29 protein-coding genes are annotated in these 19110 nt (G+C 43.2%); all 29 read right to left on the bottom strand.

The features are described 5' to 3' along the window. Positions 1–7: 7 nt before the first annotated feature. Positions 8–277 (bottom strand): hypothetical protein, encoded by a 270-nt coding sequence (locus ABUA31_RS10295; RefSeq protein ID WP_055222277.1) that lies wholly within the window; start codon positions 275–277, stop codon positions 8–10. A 10-nt stretch (positions 278–287) separates the two neighbouring features. Beyond that, positions 288–1127 carry a phage major capsid protein gene (locus ABUA31_RS10290; RefSeq protein ID WP_055222278.1) on the bottom strand — a complete coding sequence of 280 codons (840 nt, stop codon included), beginning with the start codon at positions 1125–1127 and terminating at the stop codon, positions 288–290. A gap of 16 nt (positions 1128–1143) precedes the next feature. Then, positions 1144–1806: a DUF4355 domain-containing protein gene (locus tag ABUA31_RS10285; RefSeq protein WP_055222279.1), complete on the bottom strand. Its 663-nt coding sequence runs from the start codon at positions 1804–1806 to the stop codon at positions 1144–1146. A 164-nt stretch (positions 1807–1970) separates the two neighbouring features. Further along, positions 1971–2240: a DUF6275 family protein gene (locus ABUA31_RS10280; protein ID WP_055222280.1), complete on the bottom strand. Its 270-nt coding sequence runs from the start codon at positions 2238–2240 to the stop codon at positions 1971–1973. An 80-nt stretch (positions 2241–2320) separates the two neighbouring features. Beyond that, positions 2321–2527 (bottom strand): hypothetical protein, encoded by a 207-nt coding sequence (locus ABUA31_RS10275; protein ID WP_055222281.1) that lies wholly within the window; start codon positions 2525–2527, stop codon positions 2321–2323. Next, a complete protein-coding gene (locus tag ABUA31_RS10270) occupies positions 2524–4140 on the bottom strand; it encodes a minor capsid protein (protein WP_349818613.1) in 1617 nt (538 codons plus the stop codon). The genes ABUA31_RS10275 and ABUA31_RS10270 overlap by 4 nt, the downstream gene beginning before the upstream one ends. Positions 4141–4147: 7 nt before the next feature. Next, entirely contained in the window at positions 4148–5650 is a 1503-nt protein-coding gene (locus ABUA31_RS10265; protein WP_349818614.1) for a phage portal protein, read from the bottom strand. A 27-nt stretch (positions 5651–5677) separates the two neighbouring features. After that, positions 5678–6931 (bottom strand): PBSX family phage terminase large subunit, encoded by a 1254-nt coding sequence (locus ABUA31_RS10260; protein WP_349818615.1) that lies wholly within the window; start codon positions 6929–6931, stop codon positions 5678–5680. Beyond that, entirely contained in the window at positions 6921–7346 is a 426-nt protein-coding gene (locus ABUA31_RS10255; protein WP_055222285.1) for a hypothetical protein, read from the bottom strand. The genes ABUA31_RS10260 and ABUA31_RS10255 overlap by 11 nt, the downstream gene beginning before the upstream one ends. A gap of 30 nt (positions 7347–7376) precedes the next feature. Continuing rightward, positions 7377–7994, bottom strand: a complete 618-nt coding sequence (locus ABUA31_RS10250) for a hypothetical protein (RefSeq protein WP_055222287.1) — start codon at positions 7992–7994, stop codon at positions 7377–7379. Between the two features lie 69 nt (positions 7995–8063). Further along, complete coding sequence (locus tag ABUA31_RS10245; protein WP_349818616.1) at positions 8064–8336, bottom strand: hypothetical protein; 273 nt, start codon at positions 8334–8336, stop codon at positions 8064–8066. A 9-nt stretch (positions 8337–8345) separates the two neighbouring features. Then, a complete protein-coding gene (locus ABUA31_RS10240; protein WP_349818617.1) occupies positions 8346–9374 on the bottom strand; it encodes a DUF4417 domain-containing protein in 1029 nt (342 codons plus the stop codon). 35 nt (positions 9375–9409) lie between these two features. Then, the gene (locus tag ABUA31_RS10235) at positions 9410–9640 is read right to left on the bottom strand and encodes a hypothetical protein (protein WP_055222289.1); all 231 of its coding nucleotides are present in this window, start codon (positions 9638–9640) and stop codon (positions 9410–9412) included. Between the two features lie 183 nt (positions 9641–9823). Then, positions 9824–10270, bottom strand: a complete 447-nt coding sequence (locus ABUA31_RS10230) for a hypothetical protein (RefSeq protein WP_055222290.1) — start codon at positions 10268–10270, stop codon at positions 9824–9826. A gap of 11 nt (positions 10271–10281) precedes the next feature. Beyond that, a complete protein-coding gene (locus ABUA31_RS10225) occupies positions 10282–10668 on the bottom strand; it encodes a hypothetical protein (RefSeq protein WP_055222291.1) in 387 nt (128 codons plus the stop codon). 4 nt (positions 10669–10672) lie between these two features. Further along, entirely contained in the window at positions 10673–10936 is a 264-nt protein-coding gene (locus ABUA31_RS10220) for a hypothetical protein (protein WP_055222292.1), read from the bottom strand. 6 nt (positions 10937–10942) lie between these two features. After that, positions 10943–11422: a YopX family phage-derived protein gene (locus ABUA31_RS10215; protein WP_349818618.1), complete on the bottom strand. Its 480-nt coding sequence runs from the start codon at positions 11420–11422 to the stop codon at positions 10943–10945. Next, a complete protein-coding gene (locus ABUA31_RS10210; RefSeq protein ID WP_349818619.1) occupies positions 11415–11756 on the bottom strand; it encodes a hypothetical protein in 342 nt (113 codons plus the stop codon). Before ABUA31_RS10210 ends, ABUA31_RS10215 begins: the two co-directional genes overlap by 8 nt. A 12-nt stretch (positions 11757–11768) precedes the next feature. Next, positions 11769–11921, bottom strand: coding sequence for a hypothetical protein (locus tag ABUA31_RS10205; RefSeq protein WP_349818620.1), 153 nt, complete (start codon positions 11919–11921; stop codon positions 11769–11771). Positions 11922–11923: 2 nt separating this feature from the next. Next, positions 11924–12241 (bottom strand): hypothetical protein, encoded by a 318-nt coding sequence (locus ABUA31_RS10200; protein WP_349818621.1) that lies wholly within the window; start codon positions 12239–12241, stop codon positions 11924–11926. After that, on the bottom strand, positions 12241–12978 hold the full coding sequence (locus ABUA31_RS10195) for a hypothetical protein (RefSeq protein ID WP_349818622.1): 738 nt from the start codon (positions 12976–12978) through the stop codon (positions 12241–12243). The genes ABUA31_RS10200 and ABUA31_RS10195 overlap by 1 nt, the downstream gene beginning before the upstream one ends. Continuing rightward, complete coding sequence (locus ABUA31_RS10190; RefSeq protein ID WP_349818623.1) at positions 12968–13267, bottom strand: hypothetical protein; 300 nt, start codon at positions 13265–13267, stop codon at positions 12968–12970. Before ABUA31_RS10190 ends, ABUA31_RS10195 begins: the two co-directional genes overlap by 11 nt. Continuing rightward, the gene (locus tag ABUA31_RS10185; RefSeq protein WP_349818624.1) at positions 13258–13497 is read right to left on the bottom strand and encodes a hypothetical protein; all 240 of its coding nucleotides are present in this window, start codon (positions 13495–13497) and stop codon (positions 13258–13260) included. Before ABUA31_RS10185 ends, ABUA31_RS10190 begins: the two co-directional genes overlap by 10 nt. A 13-nt stretch (positions 13498–13510) precedes the next feature. After that, positions 13511–14260 carry a phage antirepressor gene (locus ABUA31_RS10180; protein WP_349818625.1) on the bottom strand — a complete coding sequence of 250 codons (750 nt, stop codon included), beginning with the start codon at positions 14258–14260 and terminating at the stop codon, positions 13511–13513. A gap of 17 nt (positions 14261–14277) precedes the next feature. Then, complete coding sequence (locus ABUA31_RS10175) at positions 14278–15705, bottom strand: DNA cytosine methyltransferase (RefSeq protein WP_349818626.1); 1428 nt, start codon at positions 15703–15705, stop codon at positions 14278–14280. Then, entirely contained in the window at positions 15702–16958 is a 1257-nt protein-coding gene (locus tag ABUA31_RS10170) for a hypothetical protein (RefSeq protein ID WP_349818627.1), read from the bottom strand. Before ABUA31_RS10170 ends, ABUA31_RS10175 begins: the two co-directional genes overlap by 4 nt. 60 nt (positions 16959–17018) lie before the next feature. Then, positions 17019–17843, bottom strand: coding sequence for a DUF6291 domain-containing protein (locus tag ABUA31_RS10165; protein ID WP_349818628.1), 825 nt, complete (start codon positions 17841–17843; stop codon positions 17019–17021). Positions 17844–17848: 5 nt separating this feature from the next. Further along, positions 17849–18247: a DUF1064 domain-containing protein gene (locus ABUA31_RS10160; protein ID WP_349818629.1), complete on the bottom strand. Its 399-nt coding sequence runs from the start codon at positions 18245–18247 to the stop codon at positions 17849–17851. A gap of 101 nt (positions 18248–18348) precedes the next feature. Then, on the bottom strand, positions 18349–19110 hold a 762-nt coding region (locus ABUA31_RS10155; protein WP_349822585.1), incomplete at its 5' end, for a recombinase RecT.

Below are 19110 nucleotides of genomic sequence, written 5' to 3'. Positions count from 1 at the left end.
TCACCTCTCAGTCGGTCGCTTTTGTGGCTGTCTTTGTGGCTGTCTTTGTGGCTGTCTTTGTGGTTACCTTTGTTTTCTTCTGAGGCTTTACCTCTTCCTCCACCGACTCTTCTTCTTCTGCTTTCGCATCCTCCACCGGCTCTTCCTCTGCCGACGCCGCAATGACAGGTTCATCCTCTATAACAAAGGTCTTTATGTCCTTGCGGCAATGCTCTACAACACGCTCATTCCGGCAAGTGAAGCTGTGTCCTGTGATAATATTCTTTATAATAGCCATATCTGTCCTCCTACTTCTTGTTCACTGTGAGAGTTGCAAGTGCATCCTTCTGCAGTACCTTTGCACCACAGAGGTGAAGTCCCTTTACAGCATCTGAGAAGTTGCTCTCTGGTCTGTAACCCTCTGTCTCAGTGATCTGCTCAGCAAATGAAGTGCCAGCATTTGTACCGGCAAGTATCTTGTACTTTGCGCCCTCTGTATTCGGTACATTGTTTGATACATAGATCTGGAAGCCTGCGGCAGCTCCGATGTGTCCGCCCTGAAGGATTGCCATGTTGACATCTGTACCATTGCCCACGAATCTTGAATCCTTCTGAAGAAATCCATGATAGAATGGTGGCACAACTACCCAACGACCTACAAGTGGAACATTCTTCTCTGTGAGCTCCGTTCCAAGATCTACAAGCAAGTCATATGCATCATCCTTAGTTGGAACAATTGGAGACTCATCACTTCCGATTGCTCCGGCAGCACCGGCTACCATGATTCCTGCAAGCAGTGAATCAACAGTATCATTCAGACCATATGCAGCTCTTGCCATGGCCTCGTTCATGAGCTTTGGGTTAGTCTGAGCATTGTCCACATCCTTGATGGCAAAGTTGAAGTAATTTGCCTGATCAATAACAAGTGTATTCTGCTCACCTGTAAGCTCATCCGGATCATCAATCTTTGCTCCTGTATACTTCTTGATCGTGATGTCACCGATCTGGTTGATCTTTACAGTATCACCATACTGCGTGATCTCACCCTCATAATCTCTGTTGACAAGGCCTGCATACACATGGATCTTGTCAAGATGTGCAAGAAGTCTTGCACTCCATATCTGTGGAATAAAATTCTTAACTGACATATATCATCTTCCCTTCTTACTTATTCTGTTTGAGCACATTCTGCACCTCATCCCAGTGTGCGTTGATCTCTTCAACACTCATGGACTTTATGCTGTCCATTGTTATTGTTGTGCCCTGGGTCTTATCCCTTGGTGCTGTGCCTCTCATCTTGTTACTGATTGAATTTGAAACAGCGTTTCTAAAAGTCTCTTCAAACTTATCTATCTTAGCCGCTGTCTCCTCTGCTGTGTCGCCTGTCAGAACTTCAGCAAATGAAGCGTCCAGTCCTCTCTTGATCAGCTCCTTGCCTGTTGCAAGTACAAGCTGCTGTCTCTCAAATGCTTTCTTCTCAGCGTCAAAGGCGGCCTTATCCTTATCAAACTGATATTTTGCTCTCTGCTCCGCTGTCATCTTCTCCAGCTTCTTAGCCTCGTCAAGGTTTTCAATAGCTTCCTTGTCCCACTTCTCCTTGGCTGTAGCAAGTGCCTGTGTGACTCTTGCGTCCGAAGCTGACTGAACAGCCTTTTTGAACTCTGGTCTTGCCAGAATCTCCTCGACTGTCATAGTCTTAAGCACATCTTCAAGTGATGCTGTGCTTGTTGCCTGGTTCTGCTGCGCTCCCTGTGTCTGTGTACCAGGCTGTGTTGTTGCCTCACCAATCTGTGCCTGTGTCTGTGTTATCTGCTGTGTGTCTGCCATAACTTTACATTCCTTTCTGTGTGCCTGTCAGTTCATGCCTGCCAGTAGTCTATTGATACGTCCCCAGCAAGTTCATGCCTTGCTGTTGAGGTTTTAATGTCTTTTCCTTGACAATAAAAAAGACCATGTTTTTACCATGATCTAAATTAGCTACTATTCTGTTCTTATTCCTCTGTATAACACGTATTTGTCAACTTATGGTATACATCCTCATACAGTTCCTGTTTATTGCCATTGTAGGTATACTCAGCATATATCCCATCACCACTGATATTTGTTGACGCAAGGCATTTATAATTCTGTAATGTCTTGCATGACCAGACAATATATATGTCGCCCTCATCTATCTGTATATCTGGGTGATTCTTACGATACCATTCAGTCAACTTCTTGCGACATACATTCTCAAAGTGTTTCATTCCTGTTACTATCATTACTTATCCTCCTATTTTTTGCATTAAAAAAACACCATACATCTCTGTACAGTGCTTGTAATCACATCTAGCATTCTTTTCTACTCTTCTCCTATATGCCTTTTTCCGGGCTTATATAGTTCTTCTATAACTCCATTGGCTATATCTCCGCCTACATATCCTGGACCATACAGTTTGTCCAAATGTGCTCTAACCTCCGAATCTCTAGGCAATGACCTAAATTTTTCTCTCTGCTTATCATATTCCTCATATGATGTAATACTTAAAAACTCTTCTTTTAAAGTCATCTTAATGCCTCCTCTATCAATTTGATCTCGTACTCATTGAGCATTGTTTTGTCCTTTTGATACACTCTGAAAAGCTCTGAAATAGCCTCCCACATAAATTCTGTATTTAAATTACCATCTGGGGTGATAGCCTCAGTTACGCTATTAATATATAATCTACCTTGATATTCGCTTATAAACTTATCACCATGCAATATATAAATATTGAATTTTTCACCTGAATCATTTTCATATATTTCCGAAGTAATATCTGCATCGCTTAATCCCTCAGTTAAGTATTTCTTATACTTTTCCACAATTTTAGGATCCATCATGCGTTCTTCTATCAGGTGTCCAAATTCATGATCTATATCCTCTTTCTCAGCGCCTTTGGCAATGTTGATAATGCCTTTTTTTACATCACAACTACTGCCATTCTGCCCCATATTAAAGGTTACATCAGCCATTGCTTTCTGCACTTTATCTGGCAACTGTGAGTATGCGTCAACAACAGCTTTTTCATCTCGAATAATGTTTACATCCGACTTTGACGCTTTAAACATTATATCTCTTATATTATCACCATTTTTTGTATTATCAACATCTTTCTTCTCCAACACATACTTCCTGTACCACTGTGCATAACTCATTTCAAACGGCACATGAATATTCTTACCAGTCTTCGGATCTCTTGCGATTCTTTCCTTTGGCAGGTCCTCTCTATATCCCATTGTTGTAGATCTGCAATGAGGATGCATAGGCGGGAAGTTTACACCCTGTTCTGCCTTTGACACAAAGAAAACCTCTTTATCCAGCTTTCTGCAGATGGATGATGTCCGCAAGTCCAGTGTAGCAAGGTATATGTATCTTAACACCCCTGCCGCCTTGTACGACTTCAATGTTTCCTGGTTACAGCAGTTGTTTACCTCGGTGCGGATTACTCTGTTTATGTTGTACCTGCCGCCATCTATCTTTGCCTCCAGCGCAAGATCCATATCTCTGATACTCTGCCCGGTCATAAGTCCCTGCGTTATAACCTGCTCGAGGCTCTTTGCCAACTTATCTGTGTTCTTCCATATTCTTTTAGAATAGTTGAACCCTGCCCATTCAGTCTCTATGGCTGCCTGTACATCCCTGTCAGCCAGCTTTGTAAAATCAAAGCCAGTCTCAGTTCTGCGCTGCATATCATATATGCTTCGGTAGTAGCTCTCGCTATATGTATCTATGAGCCTGTTTTCAAGCCTTCTGTGTGCATCGGCACCAACCATATAAGCCTGTGAGTATACCAAATCTTTCAGAGCTTCCAGCCTTGATATTCTCGCCGCATAAGCCGGAGCATTGAGCCTTGCAAGTATAGCCTGCCTGGCTATCTCCTCCTGACACTGTGCAAGTGTGATCATAAGATTGCGGCGCATAGTCTCCGTCTGTTTTTCATTAAGAAGCCTCAAGGCGGCATCCTGGCTTATTCCTGAATCACGTGCATACTTACCAAATATCTCCTCTATCTGCTTCTCTACGATATCCACAGCGCCATCAAAGAGCTTGTTTACATGCATAATATCAACATCGGCTCTGTCCTGGGAGAGCTTCTCAAGATCTACAGCTCTCTTCTCCCAATAGTTGTTGTCGCTCATAGATCACCTACTCTTTCTCAGGATCCTTTTCTTCATCATCCTTGATAGGTGTCTCCATATCCTGTGCATGCTGACTGCCAAACGTGGCAAGGTACTGCTGCTGTTCCTCGGCTTTCTGCTTCTTCACATTCTCTATGACCTCATCAACATCTTTGATAAACCAGAGCTGTGAAAGAAGTGTCTTATCATCCACTATGCCCCTGAGCTGAGTTACCATATTGATGATTGTTGGCTTATCTATTGGCATTGCAACTGTGAATACAACATCAAGCTCTTTCTTGTCTATGAGAGACATTTCACCCTTGACATTAAGCCAGTGGTTGTACATCTCGAATCTCTTCTTGAGCCCTTTCTCAAGGCTCCTCATCTTGTTCTTCACAAGCATATTCATAACCATCAACTTGAGCATGAGGGCCTGTCCTGAGCTGTTTCCTGCAAAGTTCTCATCTGTCATATCAACTGTAAGGGTCATCTTGTGGATTTCTCGGATAATATCATTACAGAGCACTGAAACACTGTTTTCATCAAATGCTTTCTGTATGTACTCTATCTTTCCATCCAGTGGCAAGCCATCAATGAAGCGGTTCTTCTTCAGTTCTTTCTCGTCATCGTCATCTAATGTCATACCGAACATGGCAAGGATTGAATTGACGAACTTCTTCTTGTCTGTCACTCGGTCGCTGAAAAGCTCGTTGAGTGCATCCTGCATAGGAATGATCTGTTCAAAGTCACCCTGTCTCTCATCGTTGTTCTGGTACTCCACCACAGGAACCTCACCAAAGTAATGCTCCTGTTCGCTGCCCTCAACAAGGTAAAATTCAAAGTTATCAAGGTCACGACTCCTGTATTCTTTGGTGTTGTGATCATTGCATACAGTGATTGAATAATACTTTGATTCATTCAGATCTTCCTGTATCTCATAAATAATCGCAAATAACTTATTGTGCTCCACTGTATTGTCTCTGACCATGATACAGTTCATAGGGTTCACTACTGTACTTCGTGGCTCTGGATTTTCATCGCTGTTGGCATAAAGCTGTTCATAGGCTTCGCCATATATGCCTATAGCCTTACCTATCTTGGAATCTATCTCTGATATAGTCTCATTGTCGTATACGTCCTGTATGCGGCTTATATCAAGTTTCTGGGACAAGTCAGGATCATACAGCTTCACGCTTCCATTCTTGATAGATGCTTTCACACCACCTTCAAGCTCCTTGCGCTGTTTATCCGCTTTATCCGCTTTGTCGCTGTTGTACTTGACCGGTTCACCGAGATAATAGCCAAGGCCGACATCAACCACATATTTAGCATAGTTGACATTGAACCTTACAACATCATCATCGTCATCCACTTTGTGTGCAAGAATATCATGTCTACCCTCGTAGTAATCCTTACACTTAGCCCATCTGGCAAGCTGCCCTTTATGCTTCTGTATGAGGTATTTGAAAACCCTTGAATCTATGTTGTCTAAGTCCGGCACCATTGCCGGATCTATGTATATTGCCATCGTGCATATATCCTTTCTGCCATGTGTTTATAATCCCTTCGGTCTCTTCCTTGACTTAACACGGCTGTTTCTTCGTATATCCTCTATTGAGTACCTGAGAGCCGCCATGGCATCGTCAAAGAACGGCACAGGCTCATCGGTGTACTCGTTTGTCTTCTGGTCAAGCTGCCATTTCCACTGTCTGATCTCGTCATATGTGTTTGTGCAGCTATAATGTATATGTATCTTTGGTATCTGCTTCAGATAATCTATCTGTGCATGTACGCTTCCCGGCTCCTTTAGGACTCCTCTGGCTCTCTTATATCCGGCTTTCTGCCACATCTTGATTCTGTCCGGCTCTGCTGAATCACAGTACATATTTAGCTTTTTATCAAACTGCTTTTCAGCTGCCATCTGTATGATCTCGTTCGTGTCTTTCTCATACACATAGAGTTCTTTGCAGATGTACAATTCACCATCCTTGAAAGCCACCTCAAGCAAAGCATTTGCATGGTTAAATCCAAAATCCTGTGCATTCACTACATAATCGAAGTTGCTGTGATCTGTGTTAAAATCCTCAATAACATAGTTTGTAAGGATAAGGCCACCAACTTCGCCCCACTCCCCAAGTCCATAGACCCTATATCCCTCAGGATCCACCTTCTTACGTCTCTCCATTCTTGCCCTGTATGCCGCATCAATAAATCTGTTGTTGACATAGTTGCTTGAATGTGTCAGTACATTCTCGTCCTCAATATCAAAGAAGTTTTTCTTTATCCAGTGGGTAGCTGATACAGGGTTAAATGTCATCTTGATCTGATAAAACTGCCCTGGTGGCAGCTTACCTCTGAGACGGTCATCTATAATCTCAAAATCACTCTGCATAAGCTCCGTAGCCTCTTCTATCCATACATCCGTGAGCTTTCCACGCTTAAATGTGATAGATTTCAGCTTTTCACGCTGCTTATCATCATTTACCCCTCTGAATATGATCTGGTTACAATTTGCCTTGCATTCGATCATGAGCGGGTTCTGCTTGATGGTCCAGTATTTCTCATATTTATCACCGAACATACGAAAAATAGCACCCTGCAATTCTGCAAAAGTGCTATCTCTGTTTGTTATATCTGATTTTCTTACACATAATAAATTCCTGCCTGGATCCTGAAGGAGCCTGAGTATATAGTTTGTGGCTGTGTCAACACTTTTCCCGGATCCAGCCGAGCCTTTCATAACTATATATCTTCTCTTGCTCCTGTTCACTTCCTTAAATGCAGGATTAAGCTCAACTTTAATGTTCATCGTCTGCCATATCCTCCACTTCTGAATTATCCAGAGGCGTTTCATCACCATACGACACATTTATATTCAATGTCATATCTTCGCCCTCGGTATTCAGATTGATAATATCCTCAGGCCTCTGCCCCACTGTATCCCTAATGAACTCAGCACTGGCAATTGAGCCTTTGAGGGCTTTCTGAACTTGGGCTATGAGTATAGCGTCCTGGACTGTGATATTCTTGCCCTTTATATCTGCTATGTTCTTTATCTTGTCGATATTGACCACAGCGCCTTTATGCAGGCTCATGGACAGGATAGTCTCAAAGGTATCTTTCATCTGCTTCTTTGCAGCTCTTGTCTTACCTGATTTGACGCCGCCTTTCTTGCCTGCTTCCTGAAGCTCTTCTTTTGTCATGTCCTTAAAGCTCTTTCCCATCCGTTTCACCTGCCTTTCATATCAATCTATTTACACCTTATTCTTCGCTGGCTTATATGAATATTCATATCCATACTTCTTTGCGTTTCTGCTGAGCCACTTACTGAGATCCGCATCATAGTTGTCACTACTTACCTTGACGCTATGAATGGCTTTGTTGAACTCCGTAGCCTTAAAATGTGGTTTCTTTTTAATCGTATATGTTCCTGCTCTTCTTTTGCTGTATAGCTTAGGATCTATACCTCTAGGCGGCAATGCGTTTCTGCTGCTTGCTGTTACCGCCTTTTGCCCACTACCTGCCCATGTCTCAAGGTCTGCCCCACTAAAATTACCCCATCCATTCGCTGGATGATTGTGTATAAAGTGCTTACCTTCGCTTTCAAATGCATCATAACTCACACTACCTCTGGAACCCTTATAATAATGTGTCACATATCCATTATCATCCACTTGGACTCCCCATTCTCGACCACTCTTGGTGTGCTTATCATTAAAATTCTTGATAACCCTGTCTATACTTCCTGTATTCTTTGAACCATTCATCCAGGCAGGAAACAACTTCTCAGATGGTTTGCCTCTTCCGTTCGAAAATGATAGCCCTCTATCTCCTTGCTTTGTCCTGAATGCGTTTGCTCCTCTGCCACCCAATTGCTTTACCTCCACGAAAAAAGGACACTTCACAATGAAGTGTCCTAACATACTATAACTGTGTAATATCTATTCTTCCTCTATCGGGAACCACAAACTGCTGTCATCAATCACGCACAAACATAAAGGATTATTAAATGCATCCTCCTCAGATTCCCAAAATTCTTTAAGTCTCTTATCTCCAAGCATTCCATTCTCATAGAGGTCATCTATATTCTTGAATGTTATTTCCTCATCCGTATCATAATTAACGATTGATGCCGGACTATAATATATATAATAATCTCCAATCCTGAATGCCTGAGCTTTCTTCATATGGTGTAAAAATGTGTCCTTAAGCATATCTCCCACCTAACCTCTCTTAAATGCTTTATTGTCATAATACTTCACCTGAATACTGTCAGGGAATTTATAACCTATATCACCGCCATATACAAGCACTCTCTTTGGTCTGATGCGCTTGAGTGCTTCTGTCATTCCATTATACCACATCTGCTTATTTTCGTCATCCAGCTTGACTCCAATAGTTGACACCGAAACAGTTCCACCCTGTTGTATTCCATCAAAACAGAATGTATATGTTTCTTTCTCAGCCCATGAAAGCGTTGGTATAACGGTAATACCCACATCCTGCATCATCTGACCGATGAGGCGGCTTCTGTACACGTTCCATATCTTCATAGGCATTGGCATGTCCATGTACAGGCTGAAGTCTGGAGTAAATACACAGTCAAACTCTCTCAGCTTGTCCATATACTGCTGTGGGCTGTTCCAGATCCGTTCAAACTGGTAGTCATCAATGTAAAAATGCACCCCACATCTACGCTTCTTGGTAGATAGAACATAATTGAATGATATCAGCTCATCCGGTTCTGCGTTCTGTGCCTCTATAATCGGCATCTGATAAAATCCCTCTGCCCTTGCTCCGTCAAAATCATCAAGGTTGTATTCCTCGTATGTTCGCTCTCGTTCATCGCCGTAGTATCCGTCATCCTCATCATCCTCAAGCAGATCTGGAACATCAAAACCAAAGTCAGCCATGTCAAAATCCTCTATGGCTGTAAGCTCCTGGTTGAGTAAATCCAAGTCAAAACCACTGTTCATGGTCAACTTGTTGTGTGCCAGGATATATGCTTTCTTCTGCTGCTCTGTGAGCTCTGTAAGCCTTATACAAGGCAGTTCGGTATATCCAAGCTTCTTGGCTGCCAAGAGCCTACCATGTCCCTCTATCAGGACGTTGCCCTCGTCTATTGCAAGCGGATCATTGAAGCCAAACTCACTGATAGACTGCTTTATCTGCTCAACCTGTTCCTGTGGATGCTTCTTTGCATTCTTGGCATATGGTATTAACTTATCAATATCAACATACTCAATCTGCATATCTGCCTCTTCCTAGCTTCGGTATAGGTTCGAAGCTATACTTTCTTTCTCACTCTCTTCGGAATTACAATCATGTAAAACGGCTTACATACACTCTTTGCTCCTCTATCAAACCCTTTTATAGCTGGCTGAAGTTTATATATCTTAGTGCATTTAACCATCACCCTTAACATGGCTATTGGTAAAGCCAGCCTGCCAAGTATCGGATGTATGTATTCAAAACTATATTCAGGTCTCACAACCTCGAATCTTTTAATCTTACTCATATCTCACACCTCAAACAAAATAGCCCAGTGGGGAGAGATCAGCGTTCACTTTTCACAAGGGGAAGTTTACAACCACTGGGCATAAGAAAAGGGACACAACCGAAATGGCAAACAGTCATGTCCCTTATGAATCAATATTTCATGGTCTATCTTACAGCACAACCATGTGTTTGCACAATGCTTTTAGTGTGCTATAAATGTGTCAGATTTTAGATAATCGCCCCATGTTCGCTGGAACTCCTGCAGAGCCCAGCCATGAGCATGTCTTACCCAGTCGTATGAATATTCCATCTCCTCTGCAATATCCTTTAATGACTTATAGTTTATGTACTTCTGATACAATATCTCCGTATACTTCGTATTACGCAACTGACACATCTGGTGAACTGCTTTATTCCGGAAATCTTCAAATGTTTTTCTGCATTCATTCATCTCAGTTTCAAGGTCAACATATCTGCCAACTGTACGACTCATAGTATCTGCCACGGCACTGGACTGTACCCTTTCCTTTGAATAGTCAAATCCCCCCGGATTCATTGCAAGTTCTTTCATCTTGAAATATTCATTGCTTAACCTGTCCATGTAATCCTCAAGCATTTTGACCTGATTTAGATACTCTTTCGCTTTCACCGCCTCACCTCCTACTTGTTCTCCCGGATGGTGAAATCCAAGCCTGTTTCTTCCTTTAGTGTCTGTATCAGATCATCCCAGATAATTTCTTCATCACACAGCGCATCAGTCTTTAAATTAAATCTTTCGCAGAATCTCTCAAGCCTCTTCTGTCCAAAATCAAATTCATCTCGAAGTACCATGCAACTCATTATCAAAATACAATCTATTGTATTCAGTTTGATTTTATACACAGCTTCGTCAAGCTGCTTCTGGTTGACCTCAAGCGGAACAAACATGGCTCCTCTGACCTTGAGTTCTTTCTCTGCTGCTTCCATGCCCTGTGTCTTGATGACATTCATCAGCCATGCAGCCCCCGCCATTCTTGCTTCGTGTAGCTTTCTATCTGATTTTGCCATCCTCTCACTCCTTCCGGGTAAATCTTTTCATCAAGTGATTATATGGATCTGCCTGTGTCTTAAACCCTATCTGTCTTTCTTCAAGCGGATCATTGAGCTGTGCCCCATCAAGGAAATCTCGTAGTTCTTCTAGACAGTCTGGGCATAGATCCTTTGTCTCTACTGGATCATCGAACACATCAACCATCCTTGCCCTTATCGGGGCTCCGTGTTCAAACGGCAGGTCGTAGAACCCGCCACATCTATCGCATTTGCCTGCGTATGCCATTATGTATCACCTCTCCTTTATCAATTCTGGATTATCAAATATGTTGCCAATCACTTCAACTCGATTTCCGTTTTGAACATATTTCCATAAATCATCATTCAAAGACCCACTTCCACTCTTTCCCATTCCGATAGCAAAAGTTATCCTAAAATCTTTATAAAATACTTTTCCAAGTCTTTTCTTTGTATCTTTGTTCGGGAATGAACAATCATCATTATCTCGTTGGAACAAAATAATGTCACCTTCCCATATCAGCTTGCCGTTCTTATCCCTTAAGCCGGTACATTGACAGATTGTATCTGGTCGCACTTCAAAAATTCCATTTTCCTCTGTAAAATCCTCAAAGCAATCATATTCTGCTTTATCTGGGCATAAAATGTATGGAATGCTTTGACCTAATCTAAAGAACACATTTGTAATTAGATTGCCAATTACCCATTCTCCATTGTCAACTCTCTTTGCTTTAAATAAATATCTGTCACTCATCTGCACCACCACCTTTCACAATCTCGATTGCATGCTCATAACTTCTTGCTTTCTCTTTTCCTAAATTACTGTCGTATGCATTCTCCCAAAACTTTCGCTCATTTTCTAACTGCTCCACAACCTTGTCCACATCGTAGACTGTTGGATGCTCCTCAATAAGTTTTTTTGCCTCAATTCTCATTGATTTCTCTGACTTACGTTTCTCTAGTCCTTGTTTCTCAAGTGCCTTTATCGCCATATCAAATGCCTTTCCGGTATCATTCACATAGGCATAATGTGAATATCTATAATCTGTTGTTTCCTTTAATTTGGCTATTGCTTCTCTCTCTTCCATATTCCCACACTCCTATCTTCTCAGCCTTGCCACAGCCGTGTTCCATTCGTTTATAAAGTTCAATACCCAGGTAGCTGGGTATGTGCTTACAGCATACTGTTTTGAGATTGCCACGGCTCTTGCCCAGTTCGGATCCTGTTTGATCTCATTTGGAATCTGTGCCATCCTTACACCTCCACTTCATCATTTGCCGGAAACCGGAACACCTTCGGTGGTGTGAAACAGAATGCCTGTTGATATCCACTACCCTGTAGGATTCCAGGGCCACCATTACACGATATGTAACTTCCGTACATCTTCGTCATATCATCTAGCACTTTCTTTGTCTTTGCCAAGGAACTATACTTTGCCATAGTTACAGCTTTTGGACTGTCGTTCCATTCATATATTACGCATGTTCCATTTTGTGTGTTTTTTGTCAGAATTGTTCCATTTTCATACTTAACATCTATATAGCCCCATCCTTTCTGACTAATTAACCTCATTACTCCTCAACCTCCCTTAACAACTTTCCATTTATGTCGTAATCGTATCCAAAAACCTCAGAGTCCCTGTTTAAATAATCACAAAATGCCTGACACTCTTCCTTCGTTGTGAAGAATACTTTCCTCAATTCTTCTCCCTCTATTTCTTTGAAATCCTTATTGTGATCTACTACCACCTTCGCATATTCAGAGCAGATATCTGCGACAAAATACTCTTCTCCCGTGTTCCCTTTTTCTCTGTACCATGCCATGGTTTTTCTGTTTCTCTCGCATAATTCGTACAACGCATTCTCTTTTGGAAAGTACACCATTTTGCTTACTCTGCAGCTACACTCATCATCCACAATCTTTCCGGATGGCAATGTTACCTGGATTCTTCTGTATTTATCGCACTTATCGCATTTCTTTTTGTACCAGTAGTCCCCATCTACTGACCAAAGAGTAACCTTAAAATATTCCATTAACTCTTTCAACCTGGCTTGCTTGGCTTTGCTTTCAGCATTCCGTATCGCCCTGTCGCACTCATCTTTCTTTCTCTCAAAGTCTTTCTTCACTGACTCGAAGTTTTTCTTAATGTCCTGCAGCTCCTTATTTTCTTTGCGAAGTTTCTCAATTTCATCATTAATTTCTTTTTTTACCGATTCTCTAAGCTCATTCTTTAACTCTTCGATTTTCTCGTCAAACTCTCCTGGTTCAAAAAAATTTTCTTCATTCCAATAACACATCCTACTCCTCAACCTTCCTTTCCGCCTCAAGCCATCTGCGGGTACATTCTATGCAATGTTGCTTACCCATCTGACACACAATCTCGTCAAATCCAATCTCGTCAAATCCAACCTCACTCGGACACATGATTATCTGCGCAAGATCCGCATCACCAAGCGACCTGATGTAGTCGCCGTTGGTCATCGGCTCATAGTTATCCGTCGCATTCTTGGTACAGTGTGCGCATGGCTCCTGTGTCTCGTCCATGGCTCTGTATTTGCAGTTTTCGCAGCCTCCTGCTCTCTCTGGTACTATCTCCATCGTATATCTCCCTTCCTGATCATCTCTCTTATGTCTGTGTTGCTGAAGCTCTCATGGTAGCCCTTTTCACTCTGCATCAGTACATGGTGCTCATATACCTTGATGATTGTCCAGCGCTTCCAAACTCTAACCGGGACATTCTCCTCTTTTCCGTTCTTTGTGAGGATCTTCACCACCTGCCCCGGTCGGCAGATGGTGTTGTATATTGCGTCTATTTCAAAATCCGTCATGCTCATTCTCCTTTTACTCGGTCAGGAACTTATTGATGAAATACTGCTGTCCTTTGCCTGTTACCTTTGTTGTTCTAGTCTCCCTGACAGATCCATCAGAATTAACAACAGTGCTGATTTTTACCTCGAATAATCCCATATCCATGCTTCTCTGAGTTGGTGCGTTTCTATCCGTTCTTTTATTGCCCCTGATCAAATATCCATTTTCTCTCAGCCACTCATACAGTCTGTTCTGTCCAATATTGACACCATTCTGTTTCAATATCTTGGCAAGTTCTCCGACCAATATCGATGTATGGCTTGCAGCTACTGCATCAGCAAATATAGCCTTAGGTTTCATGGTCTCAATCTGCTTGTCTCTCTCCTGTATCTTGTTCTGAGCCACCTGCAAGGCTCTGGCCATCAGTTCATCGTCCGTCATGGTATCCTGTCCGACTATGTACCCGCCGTTCTTTCGGATGGATGGAAGCACCTCGCTTGTCACCCAGCGCTTAAATGCTTTCGCTGATGGGAGCTCGCTGGATAGGATGAGGCTGTATAATCCGCTTTCGTTGATTGCTGTTATATTTCTTTTTTGCCTGCCGTCGTGAATTGCGACGGTAGCTTTGTCCTCGTTATCAATGTGTTTTGCTATAGCGTCTCGTGTATTGCTATAACCAAGAGCTGTCGCTATGTCCACTCCCACAAACCAAGGCTCACCATCTTTTACCACTGTTCTGATCTCTCCAAATTCTTTATTCTCAAATATCTTCAAATCGTTCATCTAAAACCTCCTACTATCTATACAAAACACAACTGTCCGTTCTCTTCTTCGCTTATCCTCATGTTTGGCATCCTCTTCCTTACACACAGCTCCGGAAGATTTGATCTCACCATCGCCGCCGGTATAGGTGGACAGACTGCATTTCCACATCTCTTAACCTGTTCACTTCTTGAATATGTCTTACCTGTGTTGTCATGATCTATGATGTAATCATCCGGAAACCCTTGGCACCCATATAACTCCTTTGGCTCAAGCATTCTGAGACCAATGTCCACTATCTGATACTCAACACCTTGGATTGTTACAAGGCCGAACCGGTCTCTTGATGTCACTGTATCAAGCGGCTGTTCTATATCTTGGCCTGTACCCTCTCCGTAGTATTTAATCAGGAATGCTCTGACCTCTCCAAAATGTCCGGCCGATGTTGTCACTGTATGCAGTGGCTCTCTCTCATCCTGTCCTATCCCTGTCTTGTAAAACTTGCTGAGGAACGAAGTCACAAGGCCATATCTGTTTGAACTGTCCACTGTCATAATTGGATTCTCTATACCTTGACCTCGCACCTCGTCTGAATTGGTCTCTGAATGGTATTGAATGAGTGTAGGACTTATAAAACATTGCTGATTGCCCTGAATGATAAACGGCTCTGGATTATCCAGAACGAACTTCTTCAGCCCTCTTGCAATCCTCTGCATAGTCTTTGGTGCAAGTGGCCTCACCGCCCGAATGCCGTACTTCTCCTTGATCTCCTCTGATGTATCAAAGATGCTCGGACATGGCAGGCTGAAATCAAGCTGTGTATATGCCCCAACATAAGGCTTGAGCAGTCCCGCCTTGACCTCTTCACTGTCTGCCGGTGCATGCGTAGGCTTTGGCCACATGATAGGTACACCATCACACCTTGCGATCATAAAGAACCTTTTTCTTTTAGTCGGTGCTCCGTAGTCTGCCGCCACGAGCTCTCTGAACTGTACCTCATACCCCATCTCATTAAGCTGCTTTACAAATTGCCTGAATGTATCTCCTTGCTTTGCCCTTATCGGATGATGTCCTCTGTTGAGCGGTCCCCATGTCTTGAACTCTTCGACATTCTCAAGCATAATCACTCTCGGTCTCACAAGTGCCGCCCATCTGCATGCTACCCATGCAAGGCCTCTGATGTTCTTATCCTTTGGTTTTCCACCCTTGGCCTTACTGAAATGCTTGCAGTCCGGAGAGAACCAGGCAAGGGCTACCGGATGCCCCTCACAGGCTTTCACAGGATCAACCGCCCACACGTTCTCACAGTAGTGCTTTGTGTTTGGATGATTGACCTTATGCATCCTGATGGCTTCCGGATCATGATTGATTGCTATATCAACGCTGTACCCTGTAGCCATCTCAATCCCTGTTGATGCTCCACCACCTCCGGCAAAGTTATCAACAATAAGTTCTCCGTTTATCATGGCAGCACCTCCGGGTAATCATATATGCTCATCTGTACCGCCGGTACATCTTCCCACGGCACTCCGATATAGTCCAGGACTCTTCCCCAGCCGAACTTTTCTCCTGTCTCTGGATCCGTGCAGCATCTATACATGTAAAACTCCCATTCTTTGGGATTCCGCTCTCTGAGCCTGTCAAACCTGTGTGGTCGTTCTTCCATGTGGATTCCGAAACCGCACATACTGCAGCCTGTCCTCTGTGCTCCTGTCGTTCTGAGATTTCCGTGTCCGTCATCCTCTATCCGTCCATATATAGCTGGTATGATTGTCTCAACCGGTTCATAAGGTATTGTGTTACCAGCCTTATCCTTACTGTATGGCTGCTCATAATAAAGCTTTGCAAACACATCTGTATGTGCGTGATACCAAGTGTCCATCTCCTGAGCAAGTCTCAATATGTCATTTCTGAGGTATGGTGCAAATGGCGCTGATCTCATTACTGTCTTGCCATAGTAATTGCATCCATGGTCTGTGAGAGCTTCTTCTCTCTGTCCACCCTCAGATGCCATCATGCCAAGGAACGGATAGCTTGAATGAGCCTTAGCCCAGTCATCGCATGGCTTCTCTTTCAGCCAATAGCAACAATCATTTGACACCTTGAAATTTGGCTTGTAATACATAACACCTTCATTCTCGTTCTCATATCCTCCGAACAGGTTAAGCCACTTCTGTGGCAACTTCATGCGGCTGTTCTTCTGGAAGTGTCCAAGCTCTCCACATTCGCCTGTGATTATTGCATGTCGAACTGTCTTATTGTTTTCAGTCGGATTCTGAAGCAGCGCTATCTTTCCCGCTATTCTCTTGCTGATAACCGGGAACCCAACTTCATTGAGTACCTCAACTTTTGTCTTGAGTGGGTTCAGGATTGTCACTCCAAGAGCTTTATGTACTCGCTGTATACTCTTATCTTCCAGAGATGACACTGATACCGCTGGAACATTAATCCCTATCGACTTCAGGAATACGTGTAATGTAATACTGTCAAGACCGCCAACACTCACATGAGCCGTTTTGTCTCGTATCCGCATCTGCTCCATGAACTCTTCAGCTCTAAGCCTGGAACGCCGCACCTTAACTTCATACGGCTGGCTCTGGAGCATTATCATTTTCTCCCTGGCTTCTTTCTTGCGCTTCTTGTATTCCTCTAAGCCCTCGTCCGGGCTGTCAAGTTCGCCGTCCTCTCCAAAAATTCTCGTTATTAAGTCTTCGTTCATTCACTTCTCAGGAACCCGCTATAGCATTACCCCGGCCGGAGGTTCGGCTCCTTTCGTGTGTTATTTATTATTCAGCTCATCAGCCAGCATCTTCTCAAGCTGTCCAAGCTGCTCAGAATGATCTGTCTGTTTGAAGTTTGCAAATCCATTTGGATTCACGTTCCGTGGCTGCCCTCGGCTCTTGCCGTCATCCTCAAGCGGATATACTGATTTCCAGCCACGCATAATAGACTGATTGATTATTTTTATCTGCTCATTCTTATCGTGTGATAGACTGTTGAGCCTGTTTATAGTCAATGTGATTGCTCTATCGGTCATGGGACTCTTGATACCCTTACGAAACTTTATGTATTCATGAATAGCCTCGTCCAGCTCTGGATCATCGCTATACTTGACCGGTTCAGACTTCTTACGTGGCTTCTCTACCTCCGCATGTGCGCATGCACGTGCCTTAGTAGGAGTATGTATATACTCCTCATTATCACTATCATTATCATATTCATTATCATTATCGGCTTTTCTGGGTTCGGTTTGGTTTTCCTCGGTTTCAGAAATAACCGTTCGGTTTTCAGTAAAACCATTCGGTTTATTTGGGTTTTCCTCGGTTTCAGAATTATCCGTTTCCTTTGTAGGTCTGCCGCCCTTCTTGCCATTTGATCTGTTGCGCTCACATTTTTCCTCATACTTGGAGTTGTCCTTGTCCATGCGTGCCTTGATAAAAGAAAAACACATGGCAAGTGCACTACCTTTTGGAAGATCCGGAACTTCGCCTGTCTCCTGGTAGTCCATCAGAGCAAACATTAACTCGCCGACCTGCTCCGGTGGCAGCATCGACAAATGCTCTCTATATTCGGTATAAAAGACAAAGCTCCCTTTATTTCCCATGTGGCTCACACCTCCTTGATCCTTATTCCATACTTATAAAGCATCAACTTGCGCTTTATGATGTATTCCTTTGTTCTCATGCCCTTTGTATCTTCCACAACCATGCTGTTGTTTTCCAGTTCCCAGTACACAAAGTCGGCCTTATATGAACACTTCTGTTCTATAACCTTTCCTGGCTTGAATTTGCCTTTATTAGGTCCCTTTGTGTATATCTGGTCTGTCTTTTCTCTCTGAGCTGGTATCAGTTCAAATTCACGCTGGAGCTGTAAACCGGTTATCTTGCCAGCTTTCTCCAGAAGCTTCAGCTCTGTATATCTCTGAGCCTCTTTCTTGCTGTCAAATGTGATGCCGTCCAAGGCAACCTTCCTGTTGCCGTACTTGGCTCGTGATCTGTTCCAAGCCATTGTTACTCCTTTCCCCCTGTCGCCCTAAAATAAGAGCAACAGGGATATATGCTAAGACATTACGCTGCGTGTTGTGATGTATTATGTAATGTCAATGTAACCTACTTGAAACTTCCGAACAGTGCCGCCTCGGCAGCGTTCATCTCTGGCTGTGGATTTTCTGCCGGTGTCGGCTGTGGATTCTGAACACTGTTCTGTGTATTCTGAGCATTGTTCTGAGTATCCTGTGGCTCTGCCTGTGGAGTCTGTGCTTCTGGTTCATTCATCTCTGTTGCTGTGGCTTCCACATACTCATCATTGTCATTCTCAACGTATGTAGGATGTCCCTCAGCGTCCAAGGTTGCCATGTCACCCTCAAATGCTTTCTGGAGATCTATGCTCATTACTCCCCACTTACTGATTAGCTGACGGAGCATTGTCTTGTAAGCCATTCCATCAAAATTCTTGTACCAGAATGATGAATACATCCATGAATCTCTCGGATCATAATTGCCAGCCTCATAGTCAGCATATGATACTCTCTGCTTCTCTCCGTACTTTGTCTTGACCTTTCCAGCGTCCTTGTAGAATGCCGGTGCATACTTGTCCGCATGAGCAAGCATCTGAGCCTTACTCCAATACATTGTCTTTCTGAATCCGTTCACAAGCTCAAACATTGCATAGTAGCCGATTGTCTCAGCCTCTTCACGCTTGTCCCAATCATCAACCATGAGATTAACCTTGATGTCCTCGTTGAGTGGGTCGAAGTATTCCAACTCCCCTTCCTTGATTGCGACAACATTCAGTCTCTTATACTGACCAGAACGGATAGCCAGCTGAATATATCCCTTATATCCCATCTGGAACTGAGCTTCCTTGACACC

Source organism: Coprococcus sp. RTP31081st1_H1_RTP31081_211007, from assembly GCF_040227275.1.
In the GTDB taxonomy this organism is placed as follows: Bacteria; Bacillota; Clostridia; order Lachnospirales; family Lachnospiraceae; genus Coprococcus; species Coprococcus aceti.
The sequence above is the reverse complement of the archived record's forward strand: the minus strand, read 5'-3'. Positions and strand labels throughout refer to the sequence as shown.

Bases quoted from the DNA above. Each gene is read 5' to 3' on its own strand.
- ABUA31_RS10295 (WP_055222277.1), bottom strand. From the start codon at position 277: ATGGCTATTATAAAGAATATTATCACAGGACACAGCTTCACTTGCCGG.
- ABUA31_RS10290 (WP_055222278.1), bottom strand. From the start codon at position 1,127: ATGTCAGTTAAGAATTTTATTCCACAGATATGGAGTGCAAGACTTCTT.
- ABUA31_RS10285 (WP_055222279.1), bottom strand. From the start codon at position 1,806: ATGGCAGACACACAGCAGATAACACAGACACAGGCACAGATTGGTGAG.
- ABUA31_RS10280 (WP_055222280.1), bottom strand. From the start codon at position 2,240: ATGATAGTAACAGGAATGAAACACTTTGAGAATGTATGTCGCAAGAAG.
- ABUA31_RS10275 (WP_055222281.1), bottom strand. From the start codon at position 2,527: ATGACTTTAAAAGAAGAGTTTTTAAGTATTACATCATATGAGGAATAT.
- ABUA31_RS10270 (WP_349818613.1), bottom strand. From the start codon at position 4,140: ATGAGCGACAACAACTATTGGGAGAAGAGAGCTGTAGATCTTGAGAAG.
- ABUA31_RS10265 (WP_349818614.1), bottom strand. From the start codon at position 5,650: ATGGCAATATACATAGATCCGGCAATGGTGCCGGACTTAGACAACATA.
- ABUA31_RS10260 (WP_349818615.1), bottom strand. From the start codon at position 6,931: ATGAACATTAAAGTTGAGCTTAATCCTGCATTTAAGGAAGTGAACAGG.
- ABUA31_RS10255 (WP_055222285.1), bottom strand. From the start codon at position 7,346: ATGGGAAAGAGCTTTAAGGACATGACAAAAGAAGAGCTTCAGGAAGCA.
- ABUA31_RS10245 (WP_349818616.1), bottom strand. From the start codon at position 8,336: ATGCTTAAGGACACATTTTTACACCATATGAAGAAAGCTCAGGCATTC.
- ABUA31_RS10240 (WP_349818617.1), bottom strand. From the start codon at position 9,374: ATGCAGATTGAGTATGTTGATATTGATAAGTTAATACCATATGCCAAG.
- ABUA31_RS10235 (WP_055222289.1), bottom strand. From the start codon at position 9,640: ATGAGTAAGATTAAAAGATTCGAGGTTGTGAGACCTGAATATAGTTTT.
- ABUA31_RS10225 (WP_055222291.1), bottom strand. From the start codon at position 10,668: ATGGCAAAATCAGATAGAAAGCTACACGAAGCAAGAATGGCGGGGGCT.
- ABUA31_RS10220 (WP_055222292.1), bottom strand. From the start codon at position 10,936: ATGGCATACGCAGGCAAATGCGATAGATGTGGCGGGTTCTACGACCTG.
- ABUA31_RS10215 (WP_349818618.1), bottom strand. From the start codon at position 11,422: ATGAGTGACAGATATTTATTTAAAGCAAAGAGAGTTGACAATGGAGAA.
- ABUA31_RS10210 (WP_349818619.1), bottom strand. From the start codon at position 11,756: ATGGAAGAGAGAGAAGCAATAGCCAAATTAAAGGAAACAACAGATTAT.
- ABUA31_RS10205 (WP_349818620.1), bottom strand. From the start codon at position 11,921: ATGGCACAGATTCCAAATGAGATCAAACAGGATCCGAACTGGGCAAGA.
- ABUA31_RS10200 (WP_349818621.1), bottom strand. From the start codon at position 12,241: ATGAGGTTAATTAGTCAGAAAGGATGGGGCTATATAGATGTTAAGTAT.
- ABUA31_RS10190 (WP_349818623.1), bottom strand. From the start codon at position 13,267: ATGGAGATAGTACCAGAGAGAGCAGGAGGCTGCGAAAACTGCAAATAC.
- ABUA31_RS10185 (WP_349818624.1), bottom strand. From the start codon at position 13,497: ATGACGGATTTTGAAATAGACGCAATATACAACACCATCTGCCGACCG.
- ABUA31_RS10180 (WP_349818625.1), bottom strand. From the start codon at position 14,260: ATGAACGATTTGAAGATATTTGAGAATAAAGAATTTGGAGAGATCAGA.
- ABUA31_RS10175 (WP_349818626.1), bottom strand. From the start codon at position 15,705: ATGATAAACGGAGAACTTATTGTTGATAACTTTGCCGGAGGTGGTGGA.
- ABUA31_RS10170 (WP_349818627.1), bottom strand. From the start codon at position 16,958: ATGAACGAAGACTTAATAACGAGAATTTTTGGAGAGGACGGCGAACTT.
- ABUA31_RS10165 (WP_349818628.1), bottom strand. From the start codon at position 17,843: ATGGGAAATAAAGGGAGCTTTGTCTTTTATACCGAATATAGAGAGCAT.
- ABUA31_RS10160 (WP_349818629.1), bottom strand. From the start codon at position 18,247: ATGGCTTGGAACAGATCACGAGCCAAGTACGGCAACAGGAAGGTTGCC.